The 20402-nt window shown below is 63.4% G+C and carries 14 protein-coding genes; 3 read left to right on the forward strand and 11 right to left on the reverse strand.

Annotated features, from left to right (window positions below):
• Positions 1-7: 7 nt before the first annotated feature.
• Positions 8-4888, reverse strand: coding sequence for a hypothetical protein (locus JOE32_RS03870; protein ID WP_209981594.1), 4881 nt, complete (start codon positions 4886-4888; stop codon positions 8-10).
• Between the two features lie 142 nt (positions 4889-5030).
• On the opposite strand from JOE32_RS03870, the gene JOE32_RS03875 reads away from it, so the two are divergent.
• The 3 genes from JOE32_RS03875 to JOE32_RS03885 all read left to right on the forward strand — a co-directional run bounded on the left by JOE32_RS03875 (position 5031) and on the right by JOE32_RS03885 (position 6819).
• Positions 5031-5321 carry a DUF5629 family protein gene (locus JOE32_RS03875; protein ID WP_209981596.1) on the forward strand — a complete coding sequence of 97 codons (291 nt, stop codon included), beginning with the start codon at positions 5031-5033 and terminating at the stop codon, positions 5319-5321.
• A complete protein-coding gene (locus JOE32_RS03880; RefSeq protein WP_209981598.1) occupies positions 5308-6483 on the forward strand; it encodes a lactonase family protein in 1176 nt (391 codons plus the stop codon). Before JOE32_RS03875 ends, JOE32_RS03880 begins: the two co-directional genes overlap by 14 nt.
• Before the next feature lie 156 nt (positions 6484-6639).
• A complete protein-coding gene (locus tag JOE32_RS03885) occupies positions 6640-6819 on the forward strand; it encodes a hypothetical protein (RefSeq protein WP_209981600.1) in 180 nt (59 codons plus the stop codon).
• A 36-nt stretch (positions 6820-6855) separates the two neighbouring features.
• Here the strand turns inward: JOE32_RS03885 and JOE32_RS03890 are convergent, their stop codons facing one another.
• The 10 genes from JOE32_RS03890 to JOE32_RS03935 form a co-directional block, all read right to left on the reverse strand.
• Complete coding sequence (locus JOE32_RS03890; RefSeq protein ID WP_209981602.1) at positions 6856-7449, reverse strand: glutathione S-transferase; 594 nt, start codon at positions 7447-7449, stop codon at positions 6856-6858.
• The gene (locus JOE32_RS03895; RefSeq protein ID WP_209981604.1) at positions 7446-11084 is read right to left on the reverse strand and encodes an AAA family ATPase; all 3639 of its coding nucleotides are present in this window, start codon (positions 11082-11084) and stop codon (positions 7446-7448) included. The genes JOE32_RS03890 and JOE32_RS03895 overlap by 4 nt, the downstream gene beginning before the upstream one ends.
• On the reverse strand, positions 11081-12322 hold the full coding sequence (locus JOE32_RS03900; protein WP_209981606.1) for an exonuclease SbcCD subunit D C-terminal domain-containing protein: 1242 nt from the start codon (positions 12320-12322) through the stop codon (positions 11081-11083). Before JOE32_RS03900 ends, JOE32_RS03895 begins: the two co-directional genes overlap by 4 nt.
• 374 nt (positions 12323-12696) lie before the next feature.
• Positions 12697-14337 carry a BatD family protein gene (locus tag JOE32_RS03905; RefSeq protein ID WP_209981608.1) on the reverse strand — a complete coding sequence of 547 codons (1641 nt, stop codon included), beginning with the start codon at positions 14335-14337 and terminating at the stop codon, positions 12697-12699.
• Positions 14334-16067, reverse strand: a complete 1734-nt coding sequence (locus JOE32_RS03910) for a VWA domain-containing protein (RefSeq protein WP_209981610.1) — start codon at positions 16065-16067, stop codon at positions 14334-14336. The genes JOE32_RS03905 and JOE32_RS03910 overlap by 4 nt, the downstream gene beginning before the upstream one ends.
• On the reverse strand, positions 16064-17152 hold the full coding sequence (locus JOE32_RS03915; RefSeq protein ID WP_209981613.1) for a VWA domain-containing protein: 1089 nt from the start codon (positions 17150-17152) through the stop codon (positions 16064-16066). The genes JOE32_RS03910 and JOE32_RS03915 overlap by 4 nt, the downstream gene beginning before the upstream one ends.
• Positions 17145-17639: a DUF4381 domain-containing protein gene (locus JOE32_RS03920; protein WP_209981615.1), complete on the reverse strand. Its 495-nt coding sequence runs from the start codon at positions 17637-17639 to the stop codon at positions 17145-17147. The genes JOE32_RS03915 and JOE32_RS03920 overlap by 8 nt, the downstream gene beginning before the upstream one ends.
• On the reverse strand, positions 17636-18568 hold the full coding sequence (locus tag JOE32_RS03925) for a DUF58 domain-containing protein (protein ID WP_209981617.1): 933 nt from the start codon (positions 18566-18568) through the stop codon (positions 17636-17638). Before JOE32_RS03925 ends, JOE32_RS03920 begins: the two co-directional genes overlap by 4 nt.
• A 5-nt stretch (positions 18569-18573) precedes the next feature.
• The gene (locus JOE32_RS03930) at positions 18574-19533 is read right to left on the reverse strand and encodes a MoxR family ATPase (protein WP_003236444.1); all 960 of its coding nucleotides are present in this window, start codon (positions 19531-19533) and stop codon (positions 18574-18576) included.
• A 260-nt stretch (positions 19534-19793) separates the two neighbouring features.
• Entirely contained in the window at positions 19794-20147 is a 354-nt protein-coding gene (locus JOE32_RS03935) for a hypothetical protein (RefSeq protein WP_209981618.1), read from the reverse strand.
• Positions 20148-20402: the final 255 nt, after the last annotated feature.

Here is a 20402-nt window from a genome sequence, read left to right on the forward strand (position 1 = left end):
TACGTGTTCAGCCTGCAGTAGACGGGGCAATGCTCAGGAACAACCGGTCAGTTGGCGGCTCGATCAGCACATAGAGAATCTTGCCCAGCGGCTCGGCGCCGGCCTCCTGCTGAGCGCGCAGCCTGGCTTGCACATGCTGCTTGAGCAGATCCTTTTGCGTGAATTTGCGTTGCTCGGGCAGCTTCAGATGGGCGCGGGTATAAGCCGCGGGCGCAGCCTCGGCTGATGTGTAGTGAAAGTGCGCGTACCACAACACCACCGCAGGCTTGCGGGCTTTGTCGTACACCGCGTATTCGGTAAAGAAGTCTCCGCTCAAGGTGGGACGCAGCGGGTCTGCCTGGCTGGTCAGGTTGATATCGATTTCTTTATGGCGCCACAGGTAATCGATACCTTCCAGGGTTGGCCATTGTTGTTTGTAGGCGTCGCTGGTGACGCGCTGCGCCTTTCGAGTCATGTCACGGGCGTTGGCCCTGAAGTCATCGATCAAATCCTGTGCCGTCGGGCTGGCGAGGTGTTCGCGTGCGATCTCGTCAGCAAGTGCGTCAAGCCTGCTCGCTTGTCCGCCGAGCAGCGCATCCCAGTCCGCCGGGTTGACGTCTTGTCGGGTCAGCGGCGATTGCAGTTTCTGCTGCTGGGTAGCGATGACGCGCTCAAGCGCCGGCCGTTCCCGGATCAGCTGCAAACCCTGGTTTTTCAGGGTGGTCAGCGACTGCGCCTTCGGCGCCGGTTCAGGCGCCGGCGGCGTGTCCTGGCTGGACTGCGCCCAGCCGTCCGCCTGTTGGTCATACCTTGCAATGGCTTCGCCTGTCATCGTGTCGGTGATGACAATGTGTGTGGTATCGGTCGTCGCGCCTGCTGGCTGCAGTTCTCCGACGTAGTAGTGGTGCTTGCGGGTTTTGAATACCCGTTTTGTCGAGGCCTTGGGGCGCAGGTTGGTCGCAGTGGGGGGCTGGGTGTCCAGTTCTTCCTGTCGGCGTACCACCGTTTCCAGCTCGGTTTCGGCCAGCCGACGAGCACTGTCCAATTGCTTGAACAGGCGTTCCGACACAGGATGCAGGCGACCCGGGTTGATCGTCTTGAGTACTTGTGCGGCATGTTCATAGCGCCGGTACATGACCAGTACCGTGTCGTATACCTGGCGTTGTTCTGCCAGGGCATAGCCTGAACTGCTACGCACCTCGACATGGGACAGCACAGCTTTGGTCAACTCCATGTACGCCAGGTGTTCGACGTACAGCGCTTCTTGTGGCGTGCGTATCAGTCCGGGCTCGAATGGTTCCACCAGTATCCACGACAACGGGATCAGTGAGTTGAGCTTCAGGCTCTCAGAGGAGAAGTGCTGGGGATGCTTGATCCCGGCCAGCAGCGATTCCCGTATCGCACGGCCCGCGACGGAGTCTTTTTCAAGTTGATCCAGGGTGTTTTCCATGGCTTCGGAAAGCGTTGCCATGCGTTGCCACATGTCGGCCAGTTCAATCGCTCTGGTGACATGCTCGTTATAGGCAGTTGGGTTTCCTATCCATTTTTCCGGGAGCATGCGCAAAACCAGGTGTGACATCGGCTCTCCACTGCCGGTGAAACGCAGCGTATCGGCCCAGCCCCTCAGGTACGTGTGAATGGAAAACTGATCACCCCAAAGGGTGTGCAGTGTTTTGGCCCGGTCCCGGACGTGGACCCCGGCGCCCCCATACTTTTCCAGAGACCGACCCACTTCAACCAGCTCCAGACGCAGCGGCAGCACCTGGTCATAGCGTTTTTGCAGCGGTTCCAGCAGCGCTTCGTACTGGTTGCGCAGCCTGGCGTAACCCTGCACCTCAAGTTGATGCCTTTGCAGCAGCGCGGGTTTTTGTGCGGCGTCGGCGTGCTGGAGCAGCTTCCATACCGTTTTGAGCGTATTGCCCTGTTTGATCAAGTTCTCGTAGGCCGTCTGCATCCGCATCATCGATGCATTGAGCTCATTTATTTGCGGGGTGATTTCCAGGCCAAGGGACTCCATTTGCGCGACCATTTCACGAGTCTTGCGCTGGTTTTCCTCGCGCAACTGCGCAATACGTTTGGGGCCACCGCCCAGCAGCTTCAAACCGCGATCCAGGGTCCAGTGGCCCTTGCTATCGGTTCTTAGCTTGATGCCCGGATGGGCGGGTTTTTCGGGGTGAACAATAAATACCTCACTGAACCCTGGAACGATCTTGACCCGGAACAACAACCCGCCAACCGACGCATGCCAAACGCTATCGATTTTGTACAGACCCTTGAGCGCGCCGATTTCGATGGGAGCGGGAACAGGGTCGGGCCAGGCCACTTTGTAGTTCAGCAGTTTTTCCAGCAGCCGCGCGGATGCGCCGTCGCCGGCCACTGAATGATCGAAGTTGACCCGCGTGCGACCGCCACCCGGTGGTTCGGAGGGCAGGCCGACCGCTCCGCGCTTGATCACGGGCAGTGTTTTTGCCGGCGGGCCCGCCGTGCGCCGCAGTGGCAGTCGGGCGACGGCCGACTGATCAATAGGCGGCCGCTGCGTTGCGGGTGGAGCCGAGGCTTGATGCACCAGCACCATGGCCGTGTTGAGCAGCAAATCGATCCATGCCAGTTCCCGCGCAATTGGGTCGTCGCTGACCAGCGCCGGCAAGTCCTGGGCAAGGCTCTGGACCAGTTGCATAAACCAGCCCACCACCGCCGCCGGTCCGCGCACCAGCATCAATAAGGTATTAAAGCCCAGTTGCGCGCCTTCCAGAATCAGTGCCCAGCGGCTTTCGACATTGGAGGTCGACTCGCGCTCGGCTTGCTCCAGCAGTTGGCGCGCCTCGCTGGTAAACAGGTACTCCATGAGCTGGCCATTGGTCAGCGACTGCATGAGTTCGTCGTTGCTCTCATCATCGCTCAACGCCAGTATCGCCGGTGCGGGCACGGCGGGCAGCGGATCGAACTCCGAACCAATGCCACCGATCCGCACGTAATGCGGCTCGTTGAATCCGCCGTTGCTGTAAATAAGACGGGCGCTGTCACCCAGCCACGCGAGGACACTGTCCTGCAGCTCGCCCGGCTTGACGATGGCCGCAAGCAATTGCTCGCGGCTGCTGAATTGCAACAGCGACTCACGATAGCTGGGGCGGTACAGCAAATGTGGGCCGGCCTGGCCATCACGCGGCTCGATGATGAACATGTGCTGCACCCCATCCGCCTTGGCTCCGGGCTTGCGTTGAAAGGCCAGCGGGCGCATGACGATGTCGCGGTTATCCACGCAGCGCTCGGCGCGGCTGGCAGCGACCACGGCGGTCACATACTTGACGCCCATCCAGGTAAGGCCCGCTTCGTTCTTTATGGCGTGCTCCAGCGCCTGGCTCGTCAGTTCAAGCGGACGTTGGGCAATGAACCGGCGTTTGCGTTGCTGCGCCTCATCGGTGTCGCCGAGCAATTGGCGACGAACGTAGTTGGGGTAGTTCAGACCGATATCCACCCGTTGTACCAATTGCTCGATGTAATCGGGCGTCAGCCACGCTTCAAGGGCTTGTCCGGTCGTGTCACGCAGGGTCATGGAACCGCGCGGTTTGCCCGACAGGTTTTTCAGGGCCAGGTCCACCAGGCTCATGCGCACCGTTTCGAGGTAGCCCCCGCTGAGCGTGCCGTAGGGTACGGCAAAGGTCAGTTCCAGGTGGTCGGCGCTGTAGGTGGCGGTGTCGGTTTCACAGGTGCGCTGGTTGGTCAGCCAGGCATTGCGTTCCAGGCACAGCTGGTTGTCCAGATGGCGACGAGCATAGGAACGGATATCGTCCAGACCCGTCAGCCAGGTTTTACCGTCTTCCAGCCGCCTGACGCTGGCTTGTTCGAGCAGGCAGCGACGATAGGCCAAACGCAGGTCGGGCGAGGCCTGCCGCAACCAGTCGGGGAGGGCGGCCTCGACCGACAGCAGGGTCTGGCTCGGCGCGGTGGATACGTCGCCCAGCCGCGCGGCGGGGTCGGTCAGCGATTCGAACTGCGCTTGCAGGCGATCAGCCGAGGTAGCGCTCGTCAGGTCCAGGGCCGCAATGTCATCGAGCTGGGCATCGAGCACCAGTGCAGCCTGCACTTCGAAGATATTGCCGTCCGGTTCATAGAGTTGCCAGGTGAGGCTGTCGGCGGTGAACTGTTCTGCAATGCGCCGCCCCCAGGCTTCGCCAAAGGCATCCAGGCTGGGGTAGGCTTCGATGCGGCCCGACAGGCTGCAGAGCCACGCCTGTTTACCATCGACCAATACCAGGTCGCTCGATTGCAACGTGACCTGGATGTCGCCTTGAACCAGGCGGGTTTCCACGCTGTAGGCATGCAGCGAAGATTCTGGCCCGGCGCGCTGGCTGCGGGTTTCGCGCGCAGGGTAGTCGGCCAGGTGAATGAGTCGTTGCAACGCAGAGACATCGCCGCTCAATTGGCGGATGGCTGCAGCGCGCAGTTGGCCCTGCAAAATACCGGCAAACCACTGCCAGCGGCTGCCTGCGGCGTCGCTGGGCATGTTCCAGTAGGCGGTCAGCGCGTCTTGAAAGCCCACCTGCACGATAAACGGCAGTTCGCGGATGATCGCTTCCACCACCGCCAGGTCGTAGCTGTGCGTGCCGTTTTGTTCGAAGACCAGCCGCGTGCCGCCGGCGTCGCTCAGGTAAGCGTCGAGCCCGTCGCGAGCAGTGAGGTCAGGGAAAATGCCGCTGGCGAGGTAGTCAAGCGCGACCTCAAGCAGTGGCTGCAAACTGCGTCCACCGCCTTCACGGGGCAGCGCGAGGCGCAATCGGGCAACGGGCAGCGTCAGCGGCGGGTATTTTTCCACAAGGTGGTCGGCGAGCATCTGCGCGACCACCGAGCGCAACGTCGGTCGTGTGCCGAACTGCGCGTGGACGGCACGCTTGATCAAGTTGTCGGTCATGGGTATTCCTTTACGAAAGAGAAGGGGATCCCTTTACGTTACGGCTCGCAATGCCGCGCGGGCGTTAGCCGGTTACCGCCACCCTCTGATGCGCCAACTCGCCTATCATGTGCACTTTCTCTTTGCCGATGACCGACTCGTAATGACTGCCGACAACCTCACCACCGTCCTTGCCACCGCCGACATGCTTGAAATTGACGGGCTGCACGCCTTCGACTTTGCGCTGTCCAAGGAACACCTGCTGATCACCGCCATGGACGGCCGCGCAGAAAAGCGCTGGACCTTCAGCCTTCAGCAGGTGGAAAACGCCACGTTTGATAACACCCTGCAAAGCTGGACCCTCTGCAGTGACTCGGGCGAGCATCGCCTGATCTGCATGAGTGCTATCACCGGCAACAATAACGATGAGGACGACGAGCATGATGATGCGTAAATTCTGGCCGCTGCTGATGGCGGGCAGTGTCGGTGCGATGTCGGTGCAGGCTGCACCGGCCGACACCCATGACCTGCTGGTGGGCAGCTACACCGCTGGCAGCAGCGAAGGAATCTACCGCCTGCAGTTCGACAGCCGTACCGGCCAGTTCAACGGCAAGCCGGTGCTGGCGGCCAAGGCGGCCAATCCGTCCTGGCTGACCCTTTCCAAAGACCAGAAGCGTCTCTACGTGGTCAACGAAAATGGCCCGGGCCAGCAGGATGCGGTCGGACGCGTCAGCGGCTACAGCATCGACCCGCAGAACCATCAGCTCAGCCTGATCAACCAGGTGCAGAGCCTGGGCAATGAGCCGACCCATTCCAGCATTGCGGCTGACGGGCGCTATCTGTTCGTTGCCAACTACTCGGTACTGGAGGACCCGGGCGGCAGCCTGGCGATTCTGCCGCTGGACGCCAGTGGCAAGCTGTCGGCACCGGTGCAGATGAGCGGGCACCCCGCCAGTGGCGTAAACCCTGAGCGCCAGGCGTCCAACCATGTGCACTCGGTGGTGTCATCGCCCGATGGCAACTACGTGTTCGTGCAGGACTTGGGTGCCGACAAGATGTTTGTCTACCGTTACGACCCCAAGGCCAACCACGAACAGCCCTTGACCCCGGCCAGGCCGGCGTCGGTGCAACTCCCGGCCGGCAGCGGTCCGCGTCATCTGCTGTTCAGCGCCGACGGCAAGCATGCCTGGCTGACCACCGAGATGAGCGCCCAGATTGCGGTCTTCGATTATCAGGACGGCCAGCTCACCCAGACCCAACTGGTGGATTACGCCACCGGCCAGCCGGTGACCGACAAGGCCGGTGCGGCGTTGCATGCCTCAAGTGACGGCAAGTTCCTGTACGTGAGCAATCGCGGTACGGCCAATCAACTGCTGGTGTTCAGCATCGACCCGGCGACGGCGCACCTCAAGCAGATTCAAAAACGCTCCGTCGAGGGCGACCACCCGCGTGAATTCAGCCTGGACCCGAGCGGCAAGTTCGTGCTGATCGCCAACCAGAAGAGCAATGAAATCGTGGTGATCGAACGCGACCCGAAGACCGGCCTGCTGGGTAAAACCGTGCAGAAACTGCCTATTGATGCGCCCAGCGACCTCAAGTTTCTGCTGCGTCAATAAGCCACAGGCCCCGCAACGCGGGGCCTGTGCTTGTCTATTAATTCTGTTAATAGCGGCTACTGTTTCAAAGCATTTCTAAGGTTCAACCCTCGGGCGTACGTTGAGTCCCAAGGCCTTCCCCGGCCACTCAACCAAACGAACACGAGGGTTACCGCCATGAACTTGAACCTCTTCTCCATCATCGCCGCTTCTGCTGTTTCCGCCACTGTTGCCTTGCCAGCGGCCGCCAGCGTGGAAGTCACCGACAAAAAATCCGGCACCAGCGCCTACACCCAGAAGTACCTGCAACAAAGCGCCAACTTCTATGCCGCCCTGGATCACAAGACCCTGCGATAAGCTTGAACTGAGCTCCCACATTTGATGGTGTTGAACTCAGGGTTTGGCCATTACCGCTACAAACAGCGGCGATTGCAGAAAGCGCTGCAGCCAGGTTTGTAATCGGACATAGGGCGTACTGGCGAACCACTCGCGATCCACATGGGCAAACTGGCGCACGAACGGCGCCAGTGCCACATCTGCCAGGCTCAAATGATCGGCCAACAAGCAGCTATGCCCCGCCAGTAAATTTTCCAGCTTCTGCAGGAACACCTCACCCTCGGCCCGATAATGTTCCATCGGATGCTCAGGGTAGCGCTCGGCATACTTGTACCGATCCAACTGATATTTAAAGCCCTGGTCATTCTCGGCGATCAACGCCAGCGCGGCCGGGTCATCCTGCAGCAACCAGTCATCCGGGTCGTGCTGCGCCAGGGCCCATTGCATGATCGCCAGGCTTTCATCGATCACTTGGCCGCCCACGCTCAATACCGGCACCGTGCCCTTGGGCGACAGCGCCAGCATGTCGGCCGGCTTGGCCTTGAGGCTCACCTCGACGATGCACACCGCCACGCCTGAATAACGCAAGGCCAGACGTGCGCGCATCGCATAAGGACAACGCCGGAACGAATACAACAGCGCCTCGCTCACTGGACCTCCAGGGTACTCAAGCCGTTGCCCTGACGCTTGACCTGGATCTGCACCGGGATGCGCTCGTGCATCTCCTGCACGTGGGAGATCACCGCCACCTTGCGGCCCTGGGCCTGCAAGCCATCCAGGGCATCCATCGCCAATTGCAGCGACTCGGGGTCCAGGCTGCCGAAGCCTTCGTCGATAAACAGCGACTCGATCTTCAGGGTGCTCGACGCCATGGACGCCAGCCCCAGGGCCAGGGCCAGCGACACCAGGAACGTCTCGCCGCCGGACAACGAATGCACCGAGCGCAGTTCGTCGCCCATTTCCGTGTCCATCACCAGCAAGCCAAGCATGCTGCCGCCGCGCTTGAGGCGGTAGCGGCGCACCAATTGGCGCAACTGCACGTTGGCATGGTGCACCAATAGGTCGAGGTTGTAGGCCTGGGCGATCTTGCGGAAGGTGTCGCCGGTGGCCGAGCCGATCAGCGCATTCAGGCGTGCCCAGCGCTGCCACTCTTCATAGGCCCGGGCAATTTGCGCGGCCAGTGCGCTGTTGGCCTCCTGACGGCGCTGGTCTTCCGATTGACGTGCGCGCAGCTCGGCGCACTGTTTTTCGGCCTCGGCGATGTGCTGATTGAGGGCGGCGAGGCTGTTGTCCAACTGTTCTGCTTCGAGGTTGCCGTTGTGCAGGGCCTGGTGTTCGGCCAGGCGCTGTTCGCGCTCATGCAGCAACACCCTGGCTTGCTCGAGGGCTTTTTCGCTGGTCTGCACCTGCTGACGCAGTTCACTCAGTTGGGCATCATCGAACGCCAGCAAACGCGTGAGGTGCGTGTCATCCAGCTCGGGATGCCGTGCGCGCCACTCGCTCAAGCGCGTGTCGAGCGCCTGTTGTTCGCTGTGCAGCGCCGACTGACGCTCCTGGCGAGCCTTGAGGTCGGCCGCCAGTTGGATCAGTTCGTCGTGAATAGCCTGCAACTGTTGACTGGCCTCGGCTTCGCTCTGGCGCGATTGCACCACTGCCTGTTCCAGTTGCTGTTGCCAGTGTTCGGCACTGGTGTAGTCGCCCAGCAAAGTACCGAGTTTTTCCTGAGCGGCCTGTTGCTGCGTCGCCAGCTCATTGAATTGCTGGTTAAGCGCGTCGAGCTGTTGCTCACGGTGTTGCTGATGGGTGTGCTCTTTTTCGATGGCCTGCTGACGCGCTTGTTGTTCGGCCAGTTCGTCGCGTTGGTGGCCCAGTTGCTCAAGCCGCTGGCTGACGTGCTGGTCGAGCAGCATGAAGGTTGCCGCTGGATCGCTGCGCAAACCGTCGAGGGTTTCGGCGGGCAACAGGTTGGCGAAGGCGTGCAGCTCTTCGTCAAGGCGTTCGCGGTCGTTGGCCAGTTCGCGTTGCTGGTCGAGCATCAGTTGGCGCGCTTGCTGGCTCGCTTGCTGGGCGTTGTTCAACTGCTGTTGCAGGCGCCCGGCATTCTGTTGCAGGTTGAGCAGTGCGGCCTGGCGCTGTTCGTCCTGGCCGATGCTCTGAGTCAGCTGGTTGAGCTGCTGGCCCAGCCAGGCGCTGCGTTTGGCCGCTTCCTGATTGAACAGCGAAGCCGACAAAGGGTGCGCTTCAAGGCTCGGCTTGAGCGCAGTGTGCTGGGCGGCCAGGTGTTCCTGTTGTTGCAAAAACTCTTTCTGCTGGGCGATCAGGCCACCGACTTCACCGCGCAGTTCGGTGAGCTTTTCCTTGAGCGTGTCGACGACCTTCTGCGCCGTGGCCTCTTCGGTTTCATCGTGACGGCCCAGGCTGTGCAGCAACGCTTCGGGCTGGTGATACGGGTGTTCAGCGCTGCCGCACACGGGGCAGGGCTGATCATCCTGTAACTGTTCACGCAACTCCTCGACGCTGGCACTGCGCGCCAGGCGTTGGCGCTCCAGCAGTTGCCGGGTCACGGTGAGGGTCTGTTCGGCCACCGCCAGTTCGGCCTTGGCTTGCAGGCCGGCCTGGTTCAGATGCTCGCGTTGTTGCGCAGCATCGGCGAGCTTCTGCGTGAGGGTGGCGGCTTGCTGGTCCAACTGTTGCTGGCTGTCCCACAGGCGCGTCAGCTCTTCGAAGGCGCGCTGCTGCTTGCGATTGTCCTGCAGCAGGCTGGCCAGCAGTTGCACCTGTTCCGCTACCGCGTGGGGTTCGGCACCGGCCTCCTGAAACAGCAGGTCCAACGCTTCGCGCTGCTCGGCGAACGCCTGTGCAGTGGCCGTGGCGCGCTGCTCCAGTTGGGGCAATTCGGCCTGGCCTTTGCTCAGGCGGTTGCCGATCAGCATCAACTGTTGCAGACGGTCGCGGTAGGCGTTCCAGGCGTCGCTCAGCGGGGCGAGGTTGGCGCTGCGCTCAAGCTCTGCGGCCAGGCGCTGCAGGCGCTGTTCGACGTCGGCGTGTTTGTCCTGCATGGCTTTGAGCCGGGCCTGGCCTTCAAGGCAGGCGCTTTGCTGCTGGTGTTTTTCTTCGGTGCGCTTGGCGAGGTCGCGGGTCAGGTGGGCGAGGGTGCTTTGCTCTTCGACGGCCTGGCGCAACAGCGGCGCAGCGTCGGCCTGGTTTTTTACCGCCTGGGCCACAGCGCTTTGCGCGCTGGTTTGTTGCAGCTGTGCCTGCTGCTGGCGGGTCTGCAGCGCGTGTTGCTGTTCAATATACTGCTGAATCTGCGCCGCCAGTGGCGGGAGCAAGGTACTGAGTTCGGCCTGGCGTGCAAAATGGTGTCGTTGCGGCGCCAACTGCTCCAGGTGATTAAGGTCCTGGCGCAGCGGGGCCTGGGCTGCCCAGGCCTGCTCGTCGCGCTGCAGTTGCTGCGCCGCATGTTGATGGCGCTCTTGCCACTCACGCAACTCCTTGAGCCAGGTGTGCTGCAACTCCAGCTGCCTGAGCTGGGCCTGCCGGGTCTTGAGCTGTTGCTGCGCCTCGCTCAGTTGCTGGTCCAGCTCGGCGCGGGCTTCGGCGGCCAGCGGGACAATGCCGGTGGCCTGGTCCTGCAGTTGCCTGTGCACCTCGCGGGCGTCCCGGGTCTTGTCGAAGGCGCGGCGGCCAAGCTGGGTGTACAGCGCGGTATCGGTGAGCTTTTCCAGCAGTTCGCTGCGCTCGTTGTCATTGGCCTTGAGGAAGGCGCTGAACTCGCTTTGTGCCAGCAACACCGCACGGGTGAACTGCTCGAAGTTCAGGCCCAGGGCGAGTTCCAGCTGGGTCTTGTATTCGGTTTTCTGACTGGCCAGCACCTGATCACTGTCCAGGTCGAGCAGGCTTTGCCGACTGTTTTGCAGCTTGCCGCTGGCCTTGTCGCGGGCGCGGTTGGCCTCCCAGCGCGCACGGTAGCGACGGCCGTTGACACCGACAAAATCCACCTCGGCATAGCCGCCGCCCGTGCCGCGGCGAATCAGCGTGCGCGGGTCGCCGATGGAAATATCGGTATCGGCGTCGGGCATTTTCGCCTGGCCGGTGTCGCCCAGCCGTGGCACCGCGCCAAACAGCGCCAGGCACAGGGCATCGAGCAAGGTACTTTTACCGGCGCCGGTGGGCCCGGTAATCGCGAACAGCCCGGCGCTGGCCAGGGGCTCGGCAGTGAAGTCGATTTCAAACGGGCCTGCCAGGGAGGCGAGGTTTTTCAGGCGGATGGCGAGGATCTTCATGGCTGCTCACCTTCCTGCTGCACTTCCTGGAGCAACACGGCGAAGTCCTTCAAGGTCTGTTCATCCACTTCACTGCCATAGTTGTCCTGCCAGGCGCGGCTGAACAGCTCCTGGGGCGTGAGCTGGTCGAGTTCGACCAGCCGCGCCTGGTCCGCGTCGTCCTGGCCGCGTGTGCCGGCGTATTCGGCGGCGATGCGCACCAGGCGCACGGCCTTGCCTTGCAGGGCGGTTTCGATTTGCTGGCGCAGGTCCGGTTGCGGCTCGTCCAGGCGCACCCGCACTTCCAGCCAGGGATGGCGCTGGGTCTCGGCGAGCAGGTCGATGTCGGGCAAGTCCGCCAGGGCCTTGAGGATATCGGCCAGGGGGGCGGCTTCCAGGCGTTGCAGGTTGACCGAGCGCGGAATCAGGATCGGTTCGACGCTGACCAGTCTTTCGCCCTGGAACATCACGTCGAGAATCTGGTGTTTGTAGCCGATCTCGGAAAACGACAGTGGAATCGGCGAGCCGCTGTAGCGAATGCGCTCTTCGCCGTTGACCTTTTGCGGTTTGTGCAAATGGCCGAGGGCAACATAGGCGACACTTCTATCGAACAGGCTGGCCGGCATCGCCTCGGCATTGCCGATGATCAGGCTGCGCTCGGAGTCTTCCGACACCGAACCGCCGGCCATGTGTGCATGGCTGATGGCGATCAGCGCCTGGCCTTTTTTGCGCTTGGCGTTCGCGGCAGCGATCAACCATTCATGCACCTGGCCGATGCCGCGCAGGTAGTCGTCGCCCAGGTGGGCGCCAGTGACTTCCGCCGGGCGCAGGAAGGGCAGCGCCAGGCACCAGCCGGCAATCTTGCCTTTGGCATTGGGCAAAGGAATCAGCAGGCGCTCGGCATCCAGTTGCCCGTCATCCAGCCACAGCACCCGGCCCAGCGCATGGGTGCGCAGACGGCGCATCAACGGCGCGGGCAACTCGATGCGCGAGCCGGAGTCATGGTTGCCGGCGATCATCACGATGGTCAGTGCGGGGTTTTGTTCGTGGGCGCTGATGATGAAGTCATACAGCCGCTCCTGGGCCTTGAGCGGCGGGTTGACCGTGTCGAAGATATCGCCGGCGATCAGCAGCACGTCAGGGCTGTGGGCCTTGAGCTGGCCGAGCAGCCACGCCAGGAAACAGGCGTGTTCGAAGTCGCGTTCCTGGCCATGCAGGTTTTGGCCCAGGTGCCAGTCGGAGGTGTGAAACAGACGCAAGGCGAACTCCGTGGAGAAGATGGAAAGGAGGGGAGTTTACCTGCAAAAGCGCGGGCTATGCCTGAAACCGACACAGTTCAAGGGTGGGAGGGGCAAGCCACTCTTATCAAACACAAAATAACGGGCTGCTTTAGAACCGGAAATCTCACCCTCCCTGTGGCGAGCGGGCTTGCCCCGCGTTGGGGTGCGAAGCGCCCCCAATCGAGCAAAACGCGGTGTACCTGATACGGCTCAGCGCCTGGCTTTGGGGCTGCTGCGCAGCCCAACGCAGGACAAGCCTGCTCGCCACAGGGAATCTGCGCTTAACTGAACGGCATTAGGGCAAGCCCGCTCGCCACAGACAAACCCACCCACATGAGTTTTGGGTGTGTCGGTTATTTGGGATAGAGCGGCGGCAAGCTGGTGCTGTCCGTTGTTGGGTCCTGCTCGCGGTCCGCTATCGGAATGGCTTTCACCGCGCGCCACAGGTCTTCGCCCAGCCAATAGTGGCCCCCTTCGCTGTACAGCGCGCCATTCAACCCATCCAGCGCATCCGACAACGGCACGAACCGCGCGGCCATTTCGGCGAGGGTTTCCGGTTGCTGGCGGGCCCAGGCGTCCAGCGCCTGGCGTGTGGCCTGGGGGTCGTTGGCCTGGGTGGCGCGCTTGAGGTCGTCGAGCAGGCTGCGCGGGCTCGGGCCGGTTTGCGCGGCGCGCAACACGGCCGGCTGCGAGCGGGCGCGCCACCACAGGCCGAAACCGAGCAGGGTGGTGCAGGACAGCAGCAGGGTGCTCAACTGCCACAGCCACAGGCGACTGTCGTCCGGTGCAGTGATGATGGTCGGGGTGGCGGGCGTGTCCACCACCAGGCTCGGGTTGTTGGCCACTTGCAGGGTGCGCGCCGGCAGGCTGGTGCGCTCCAGATGGTCTTCGTGGGTGTTCCACCACACCACTTCCACCGGCGGCAGCTCCAGCGCGCCGACCCGGTTGGGCACCAGCGCCTCGCGGTCTTCGCGGCTGCCGACCAGGCCGCGGTCGCTGTTCTGGTTGCCCAGCACCGGCTGGTCCGGGTAGCGGCGCAGACCGGCGATGTCGGTGCTGGGCAGGGTCGGCAGTTGCGCGCTGGACAGCCCTTCGGCCTTGACCGTGAGGCTGCGGGTCAGCGAATCGCCGACCTGCACATGCTCAGGCTCCGGATTCCAGCTTTCCGTGAGGGTCAGGCTGCGCGCCGGTAACCAGGGCGTATCCGCCGGGTACAGGGCGGGTTTGGGCTTGACCGTCAGCAGCATGGGCGCGGAGCTGACGTGGATCAGCCTGCCCGGCTTGGTGCCTTGCAGGGTGTTTTCCTGCGCCGGGCGCGACTCCACCAGCGTCGCGCTGAAGGTCTGCGCGGGAATCTCCACCGCGCCGCTGCGCTGCGGGTAGAGGGCATAGCGCGTTTCGATCACGCCATGGCGGATGCTGTTGATGACTTTCTCGTAGGTGCGCGACTCGCCCAGTTGCTCGATGCGCGCGTCCGGGATCTGCAATGGCGTGAGGCTGCTGTCGTCATACAGCGACACCGAGTGGTACACGCGCACGGTCAACAGCACCTGAGCCTGCACGTACGCGGTGTTCTGGTCGAGGCTGGCCTGCACAAACACGGGTGCAAGTTCCGCGCTGGTGTTCTGGCTGGCGGTTTCCATCACTTGCAGGGTGATCGGCTGGGTCGTGTATTCGCCCACCTGCAGCGGCGGGATCACCACCTCGCCGTTCTCCTTGGGCAACAACGTGATGATCCAGCGCGTGGTCGCGTGGTTGTCGCCGCCCAGGGTGGTGAGCTGGTTGATCTGGCGTGTGCCGCTGACTTCGAACTGCGCGTCCAGCGGCGACAGGTCGGGCTTGCCGAACTGGGTGACGTCGCTCGATTCCACCGTCAGTTCCACCGTTTCCCCGGCGTTGAGGCGGCTGCGGTCGACGCTGGCGACCAGGCTCGCCGCCTGGGCGGGGCCTGCCGTCAGCGCGAGCAGAAGCAGAAGGGTGGTGCGGCGGCTCATCGCGTCTTGTCCTGATGCTGTTGCTGTTCGTACCAGAATTTGCGCCGCAGCAGCTCGCCGGGGTTGTCCGGAATCTGCCGCAGCCATTGTTCCAGGGCCTGGCGGTGTTCGCCGTCAAGGCTGGCGTCATTGGCGCTCAGCGGCGGGGTGGTGGTTTGCTCATCGCCCAGCTCGCTGCCCGGTACTTCGTTGCTGCCGGACTTGGCCGGCGTACCCGGCTGGGTGTCACCGGTCTGGCCCTGGCCCTGGGACGATTGCTCGCCGCCAGTGGCACGTTGCCCGCTGTCGCCCGGTTGCGCAGTTTGGCCGGGTTGGGTGGTTTCGTCATCTTCGTTTTTTGCAGGCTCTGGCGGCTCGGGGGGCGCCTGCTGCTGCATCAGGGCTTCGACCAGGGCCTTGTTTTTCAGCGCCGGTTGCAGGTCCGGCTGTGCTTCCAGGGCCTGGTCGTAGGCATCGATCGCCGCTTCCAGCTCGCCGGAGCGGGCCAGGGCGTTGCCTCGGTTGTAGTGGGCGCTGGCGTCAGTGCCCTGGGCAAAACGCTTGATCGCCTCGGCGTAGTTGCCAGCCTCATACAGCGCCACGCCTTGCCACTGGGGGTCGGCAAAACGCTCGGCAGCTTCGGCGGGCCGTTGTTTTTGCAGCAACTGCTGGCCTTGCTGGTCGGCGCGCAGCCACAGGTCCTGCAACTCGAAGGCGTAGCTGGGCTGAGGCGCGGCGAGCAGCAGCAGGGGCAGGCAGAACAGCCAGCCGCGGCGACCGGCGCAGGCGGCCAGCAGCAAAAGCGGCAGCAGCAGCCAGTAACCCTGGTCGGCCCAGGTGTCGAGGTGCAGCCATTGTCCGTCGCTGAGCAGGGTTTGCGGTGGGTCGAGCACGCCGAGCTGGCGCAGGTCCTTGTCGTCCAGGCGCGCGGCGCGGTAGCGGCCGCCCATCTCGTTGGCGAAGGCCTTGAGGGTCGGGCTGTCGAGCCGCGGGATCAGGATCGCGCCTTGTTCGTCCTTGAGGAACTCGCCGCTTTCCTGGGTCACCGGCGTGCCTTCGCGGCTGCCGATACCGAGGATCGACAGCGCCGGTGACGCGTTGCCCTGCAGCAACAGCCGGATGCCCTGGCGCTCCTGTTTGGACAGCGACGAGCCGATCAACAGCAGGCGCCCCTGGCCGAGACCGCCGTGCTTGAGCAGGGCCAGGGCCTTTTCCACGGCGAGGTCGGCGCGATGGCCAGGCTCGGGCATGATCGAGGGGCGCAGCGCTTCGAGCAGGTTGCGGCTGGTGCCGAGGTCGTCCGACAGCGGCACCAGGGTGTGGGCGCTGCCGGCGTACACCACGATGGCGGTTTGCGCATCGCTGCGCGCCTGCAGCAAGTCATACAGCTTGCGCCGCGCCTGTTCGAGACGATTGGGCGGGCTGTCGGTGGCGAGCATTTGCGGGGTCAGCTCCAGCAGCACCACCAACGGGTCGGCAGGCTTCTGGCTGGTTTGTTCCACGCGTTGCCAGCTCGGACCGAGCAATGCCAGCAAAGCCAGCAGCCACGCCAGGCCCAGCAACACCCACGGCGATTTGCTCTCGCGCCCGTTGCCGCCGCTGAGCAGCACGGCGTGAAACGCAGGCGGCAGGATCATCTGCCAGCGCCCGGCGCGTTTTTGCCGGTGCCACAACTGCCACAGCAGCCAGCCGAGCAGCGGCAGCAGCAACAACCACCAGGGACGGAACCAATGCGGCCACAGATCGATCATCGACGCCTCCGCAAACGCAGGCGTTTGAGGCGCTGGCGCCATTCTGGGCGCTGCGGCAGGAACATCCCCCGGCTCGGCAGTTTGCTCAACAGCCGTTGCAGCGCGTTGTCGGGCCAGCGTTCCTGGATCACCAGCAGCATGCTCAGGATCAGCGCCAACGCCAGCGGCCCGCTGTACAACGCCTGGGCCGGGCGGGCCTGGGTGGGTTGCTGTTCGACCGGTTCAAGGCGGTCGAGGGTTTCCTTCACCTGCTGCAGCTCCTGGCCATCCCGGGCGCGGAAATATTGGCCGCCGGTGGCCTGGGCGATGGCCTTGAGCGCCGGCTCGTCGAGGTCCAGGCTCGGGTTGACGCCGAGAATGCCCAGGGAGCCGGTCTGCTCGGGGTCGGCGCCGATGCCGATGGGGTAGATCTTCACGCCTTCTTCGGCTGCCAGGCGCGCGGTGGTCAGCGGGTCGATCTGGCCGCCATTGTTGGCGCCGTCGGTGACCAGAATCAGCACGCGACTCTGCGCCGGGCGTTGGCGCAGACGCTTGAGGGCCAGGCCGATGGCGTCGCCGATGGCGGTGTTCTTGCCGGCGATGCCGATGCGCGCTTCGTCCAGCCAGGTGCGCACGGTGCGCCGGTCGAACGTCAGCGGTGCCTGCAAATACGCCTGGCTGCCGAACAGGATCAGCCCGACGCGATCGCCTTCGCGGCCTTGCAGGAAATCGCCGAGCAAATGCTTGACCAGGGTGAGGCGACTGACGTCCTCGTCCTGCCAGTGCATGTCGGGGAAGTCCATGGAGCCGGACACGTCCACCGCCACCAGCAGGTCGCGGCCACTGGCGGCAATCGGCAGCGGTTCGCCGAGCCATTCGGGGCGGGCGGCGGCGGTCAGCAGCAACAGCCACAGCACCACGAACGGCGCTTGCTGGCGCCAGCCGGGCAGGTTGATGCGCGCGCGGCGTCGGGCCAGGCCTTCAAGGTCCTCGAGGTAGCTGACTTTGAGTACCGGCTCGCCGCTGTCGGCGATGGGCAGCAGCAGTCGCATCAACCAGGGCAAAGGTAGCAGGGCAAAGATCCACGGCCAGGCGAACTCAAACATGTTTGCGAATCCACGTGTCGACGGCCTGGGTGAGGCCGGCGATGGCCTTGTCGTCGAGCTTGCATTCGGGCTTGTAGGCGCCTTCTACCAGCACCATCCAGCGCGTGAGGCCGGCGGCCGGGCAGCGGTTATCGAGGAATGCCAGCCATTTGCGGCCGTTGAGGGTGTGGCTCTGGCTGTAGGGGTAATCGTTGCGGCACAGACGCTTGAGCAGGCCGTTGAGCTGTTGCAGCCAGGCACCGGCGGGGGCGCCGTCGTATGGCTTGGGCATCAAGGCCAGTTCGGCGAGGGCGGCGATGCGCAACGGGTCCAGCGGTTGTTCGGCGCGGGCTACCGGACGGCGGGCGGGCAGGAAGCGGCGAGCCCACCACAGGCCCCAGCCGAGCAGCGGCACTGCCAGCAGCAACAGCCACCAGCCCGGCGCGGGCGGCCACAGGCCAATGGGCGGCGGGGTGATCAGCGGTTGCAGTTGGTCGAGGCTGCTCATTGTTTTTTGACCGGGCGTTGCGGGTTGAGGTATTCGCGCAGTTGCTCGACCATTTCGCTCTGGGTGCTCAAGGGCATCAGCAGCACCCGCAGTTTCTGTGCAAGCCGTTCCCAGCGCGCCGTGCGCGCTTCGGCCTGGGCCTTGTAGGCCTGACGCAGGTCGAAGTTGAGTGTGTCCAGTTCCAGTTGCGCGCCGCGTTGCGCGAACCTGAGCAGCCCGGCCGCGGGCAGGGCGTGGTCGAGCGGGTCGGAAATCGGCAGCAGCAGCAGGTCGCAATGGCGCGACAGCAGGCTCAGTTGCTGTTCGGCGCCTTCGGTGAGGGCGCGCTCGTCGCAGATCACGATGCCCAGGCTGCCCGGGCGTAACACCTCGCGGCCACGGCGCAGGGCCATGCCCAGGGCGTCGGCTTCCGGAAGGCTGTCGGTATTCAGGCTCTGGTTGACGTGCACCAGGCGATTGAGCAGTTGCAGCAGGCTCTGCTTGCTGCGTCGGGGTTTGATTTCGTAGTGCTCGCGGTCGCCAAACACCAGCCCGCCGACCCGGTCGTTATGCCCCAGCGCGGCCCAGCCGATCAGGCTGGCGGCCTGCGCCGCCAGCACCGACTTGAACATCTGCCCCGAACCGAAAAACAGCCGGCAGCTTTGTTCCACCATGATGAAGATCGGGCGTTCGCGCTCTTCGTGGAACAGCTTGGTGTGCGGTTCCTGGGTGCGCGCGGTGACGCGCCAGTCGATGGTACGCACGTCGTCGCCGGCCTGGTATACGCGCACCTGATCGAAGTCGACACCGCGCCCGCGCAGCTTGGAGTGGTGCAGGCCGATCATCGGGCTGCGCTGGCCGGGCGTGGAGAACAGCTGCACTTCGCGCACGCGATGACGCATCTCGATCAGCTCGCTGAGCGTGACGCGGATCCCGGCGCTGGTGTTCATCGGCTTCAAGCGACGGCAACGACGTCGAGAATGCGTTGCACCACGCGGTCCTGGTCGATGCCGGCGGCTTCTGCCTCGAAGGACAAAATGATGCGGTGGCGCAGCACGTCGAACAGTACCGCCTGGATATCTTCCGGGCTGACGAAGTCGCGACCGGCGAGCCAGGCGTGGGCACGGGCGCAGCGGTCGAGGGCAATCGAGCCCCGGGGGCTGGCGCCGTAGGCAATCCATTCGGCCATTTCCGCGTCGAACTTGGCCGGGGTGCGCGTGGCCATCACCAGTTGCACCAGGTATTCCTCCACTGCATCGGCCATGTACAGGCCGAGGATTTCCTTGCGCGCGGCGAAGATCGCCTGCTGGCTGACGCGGCGTTCGGGCTTGGTTTCACCGTTGAGCGCTTCGCCGCGCGCCTGTTGCAGGATGCGCCGCTCCACCGCGGCGTCGGGGAAACCGATCTTGACGTGCATCAGGAAACGGTCGAGCTGGGCTTCGGGCAGCGGGTAGGTGCCTTCCTGCTCGATGGGGTTTTGCGTGGCCATCACCAGAAACAGCGGCGACAGGTCGTAGGTGCTGCGACCCACGCTGACCTGGCGCTCGGCCATGGCTTCGAGGAGGGCCGACTGCACCTTGGCCGGCGCCCGGTTGATTTCGTCGGCCAGCACCAGATTGTGGAAGATCGGGCCTTGCTGGAACACGAAGCTGCCGGTTTCCGGACGATAGATCTCGGTGCCGGTGATGTCGGCGGGCAACAGGTCGGGGGTGAACTGGATACGATGGAACTGCGCTTCGATGCCTTCGGCCAGTTCTTTGATGGCCTTGGTCTTGGCCAGGCCCGGCGCGCCTTCCACCAGCATGTGGCCGTCGGCCAACAGCGCAATGAGCAGGCGCTCGATGAGTTTTTCCTGGCCGAGAATCTGCGTGGAAAGAAAGGTTCGCAGCGCAAGCAGCGCTTCACGATGTTCCATCGATGACGGTTCCTGGGAAGAAGAGCCTGGGTGTTATGCAAACTGCCAAGGCCGGGGGCGTCTACTTTAATGCATCGAAGGGGGCGGCGACTAACGGCGTAACGGGTATTTTTGGCAAATCGTGTAGGATTTTTGTTTTGGAACACGGCCGATGTAGGAGGGGGCTTGCTCCCGACAGTGGTGTGTCAGTCACAGATGTATCAACTGACCCGCCGCTATCGGGAGCAAGCCCCCCTCCCACATTTGATCGTTGGTGCAGCTTAAATCCGGGTGAAAGTGCCGGTGCCCTTGAGAATGTTCTGCAAGGTCTCTTCGACTTCGGCCATATCCGCCGCAACGGTGGCGTGGCTGATCTCCAGTTGGTCCTTGCCACCCAAGGCATCGGCATCGCCAGCGGCCAGCTCAATCAGCAAGGTCGTGTCACTCAGGCTGACTTTCAGCCCGTCCAGCGTCGACGGCTCGTAGTCCCAGGTCAACTCCACTTCGTCTTCATCCGGGTAACGGCTCAGCATGAACATCTCGCCGCTTTTACCGTGGCAGCAGAGCATGGCCATGTTGTCTTCTTCGTCGTCGCACGGGGTGGTCATCAATGCGTCGGTTTTAAATTGCAGCATGGGGGATCCTGTCGGGGGGAGGGTGATGCACGGGCAATTGTGCCATTGCGGCGAATTTTGTGCTGCATCCTGTGTCAGACCCCAAGCATGACCTGACGGGCAATACCAGTCATTTTCGGTACTCCAGGCCTGGAAAACAGACGGTTTTTCTGCCGAGGAAACCGGGTTGCCCAAGGCGCAACCCCAACCCTGCGTACCGATGACCGAATATGTCGCAGGATCGCAAGCAGCTATCTTCCCGCACTCGTTAAGCTG

This window comes from Pseudomonas sp. PvP025, assembly GCF_017832155.1.
In the GTDB taxonomy this organism is placed as follows: domain Bacteria; phylum Pseudomonadota; class Gammaproteobacteria; order Pseudomonadales; family Pseudomonadaceae; genus Aquipseudomonas.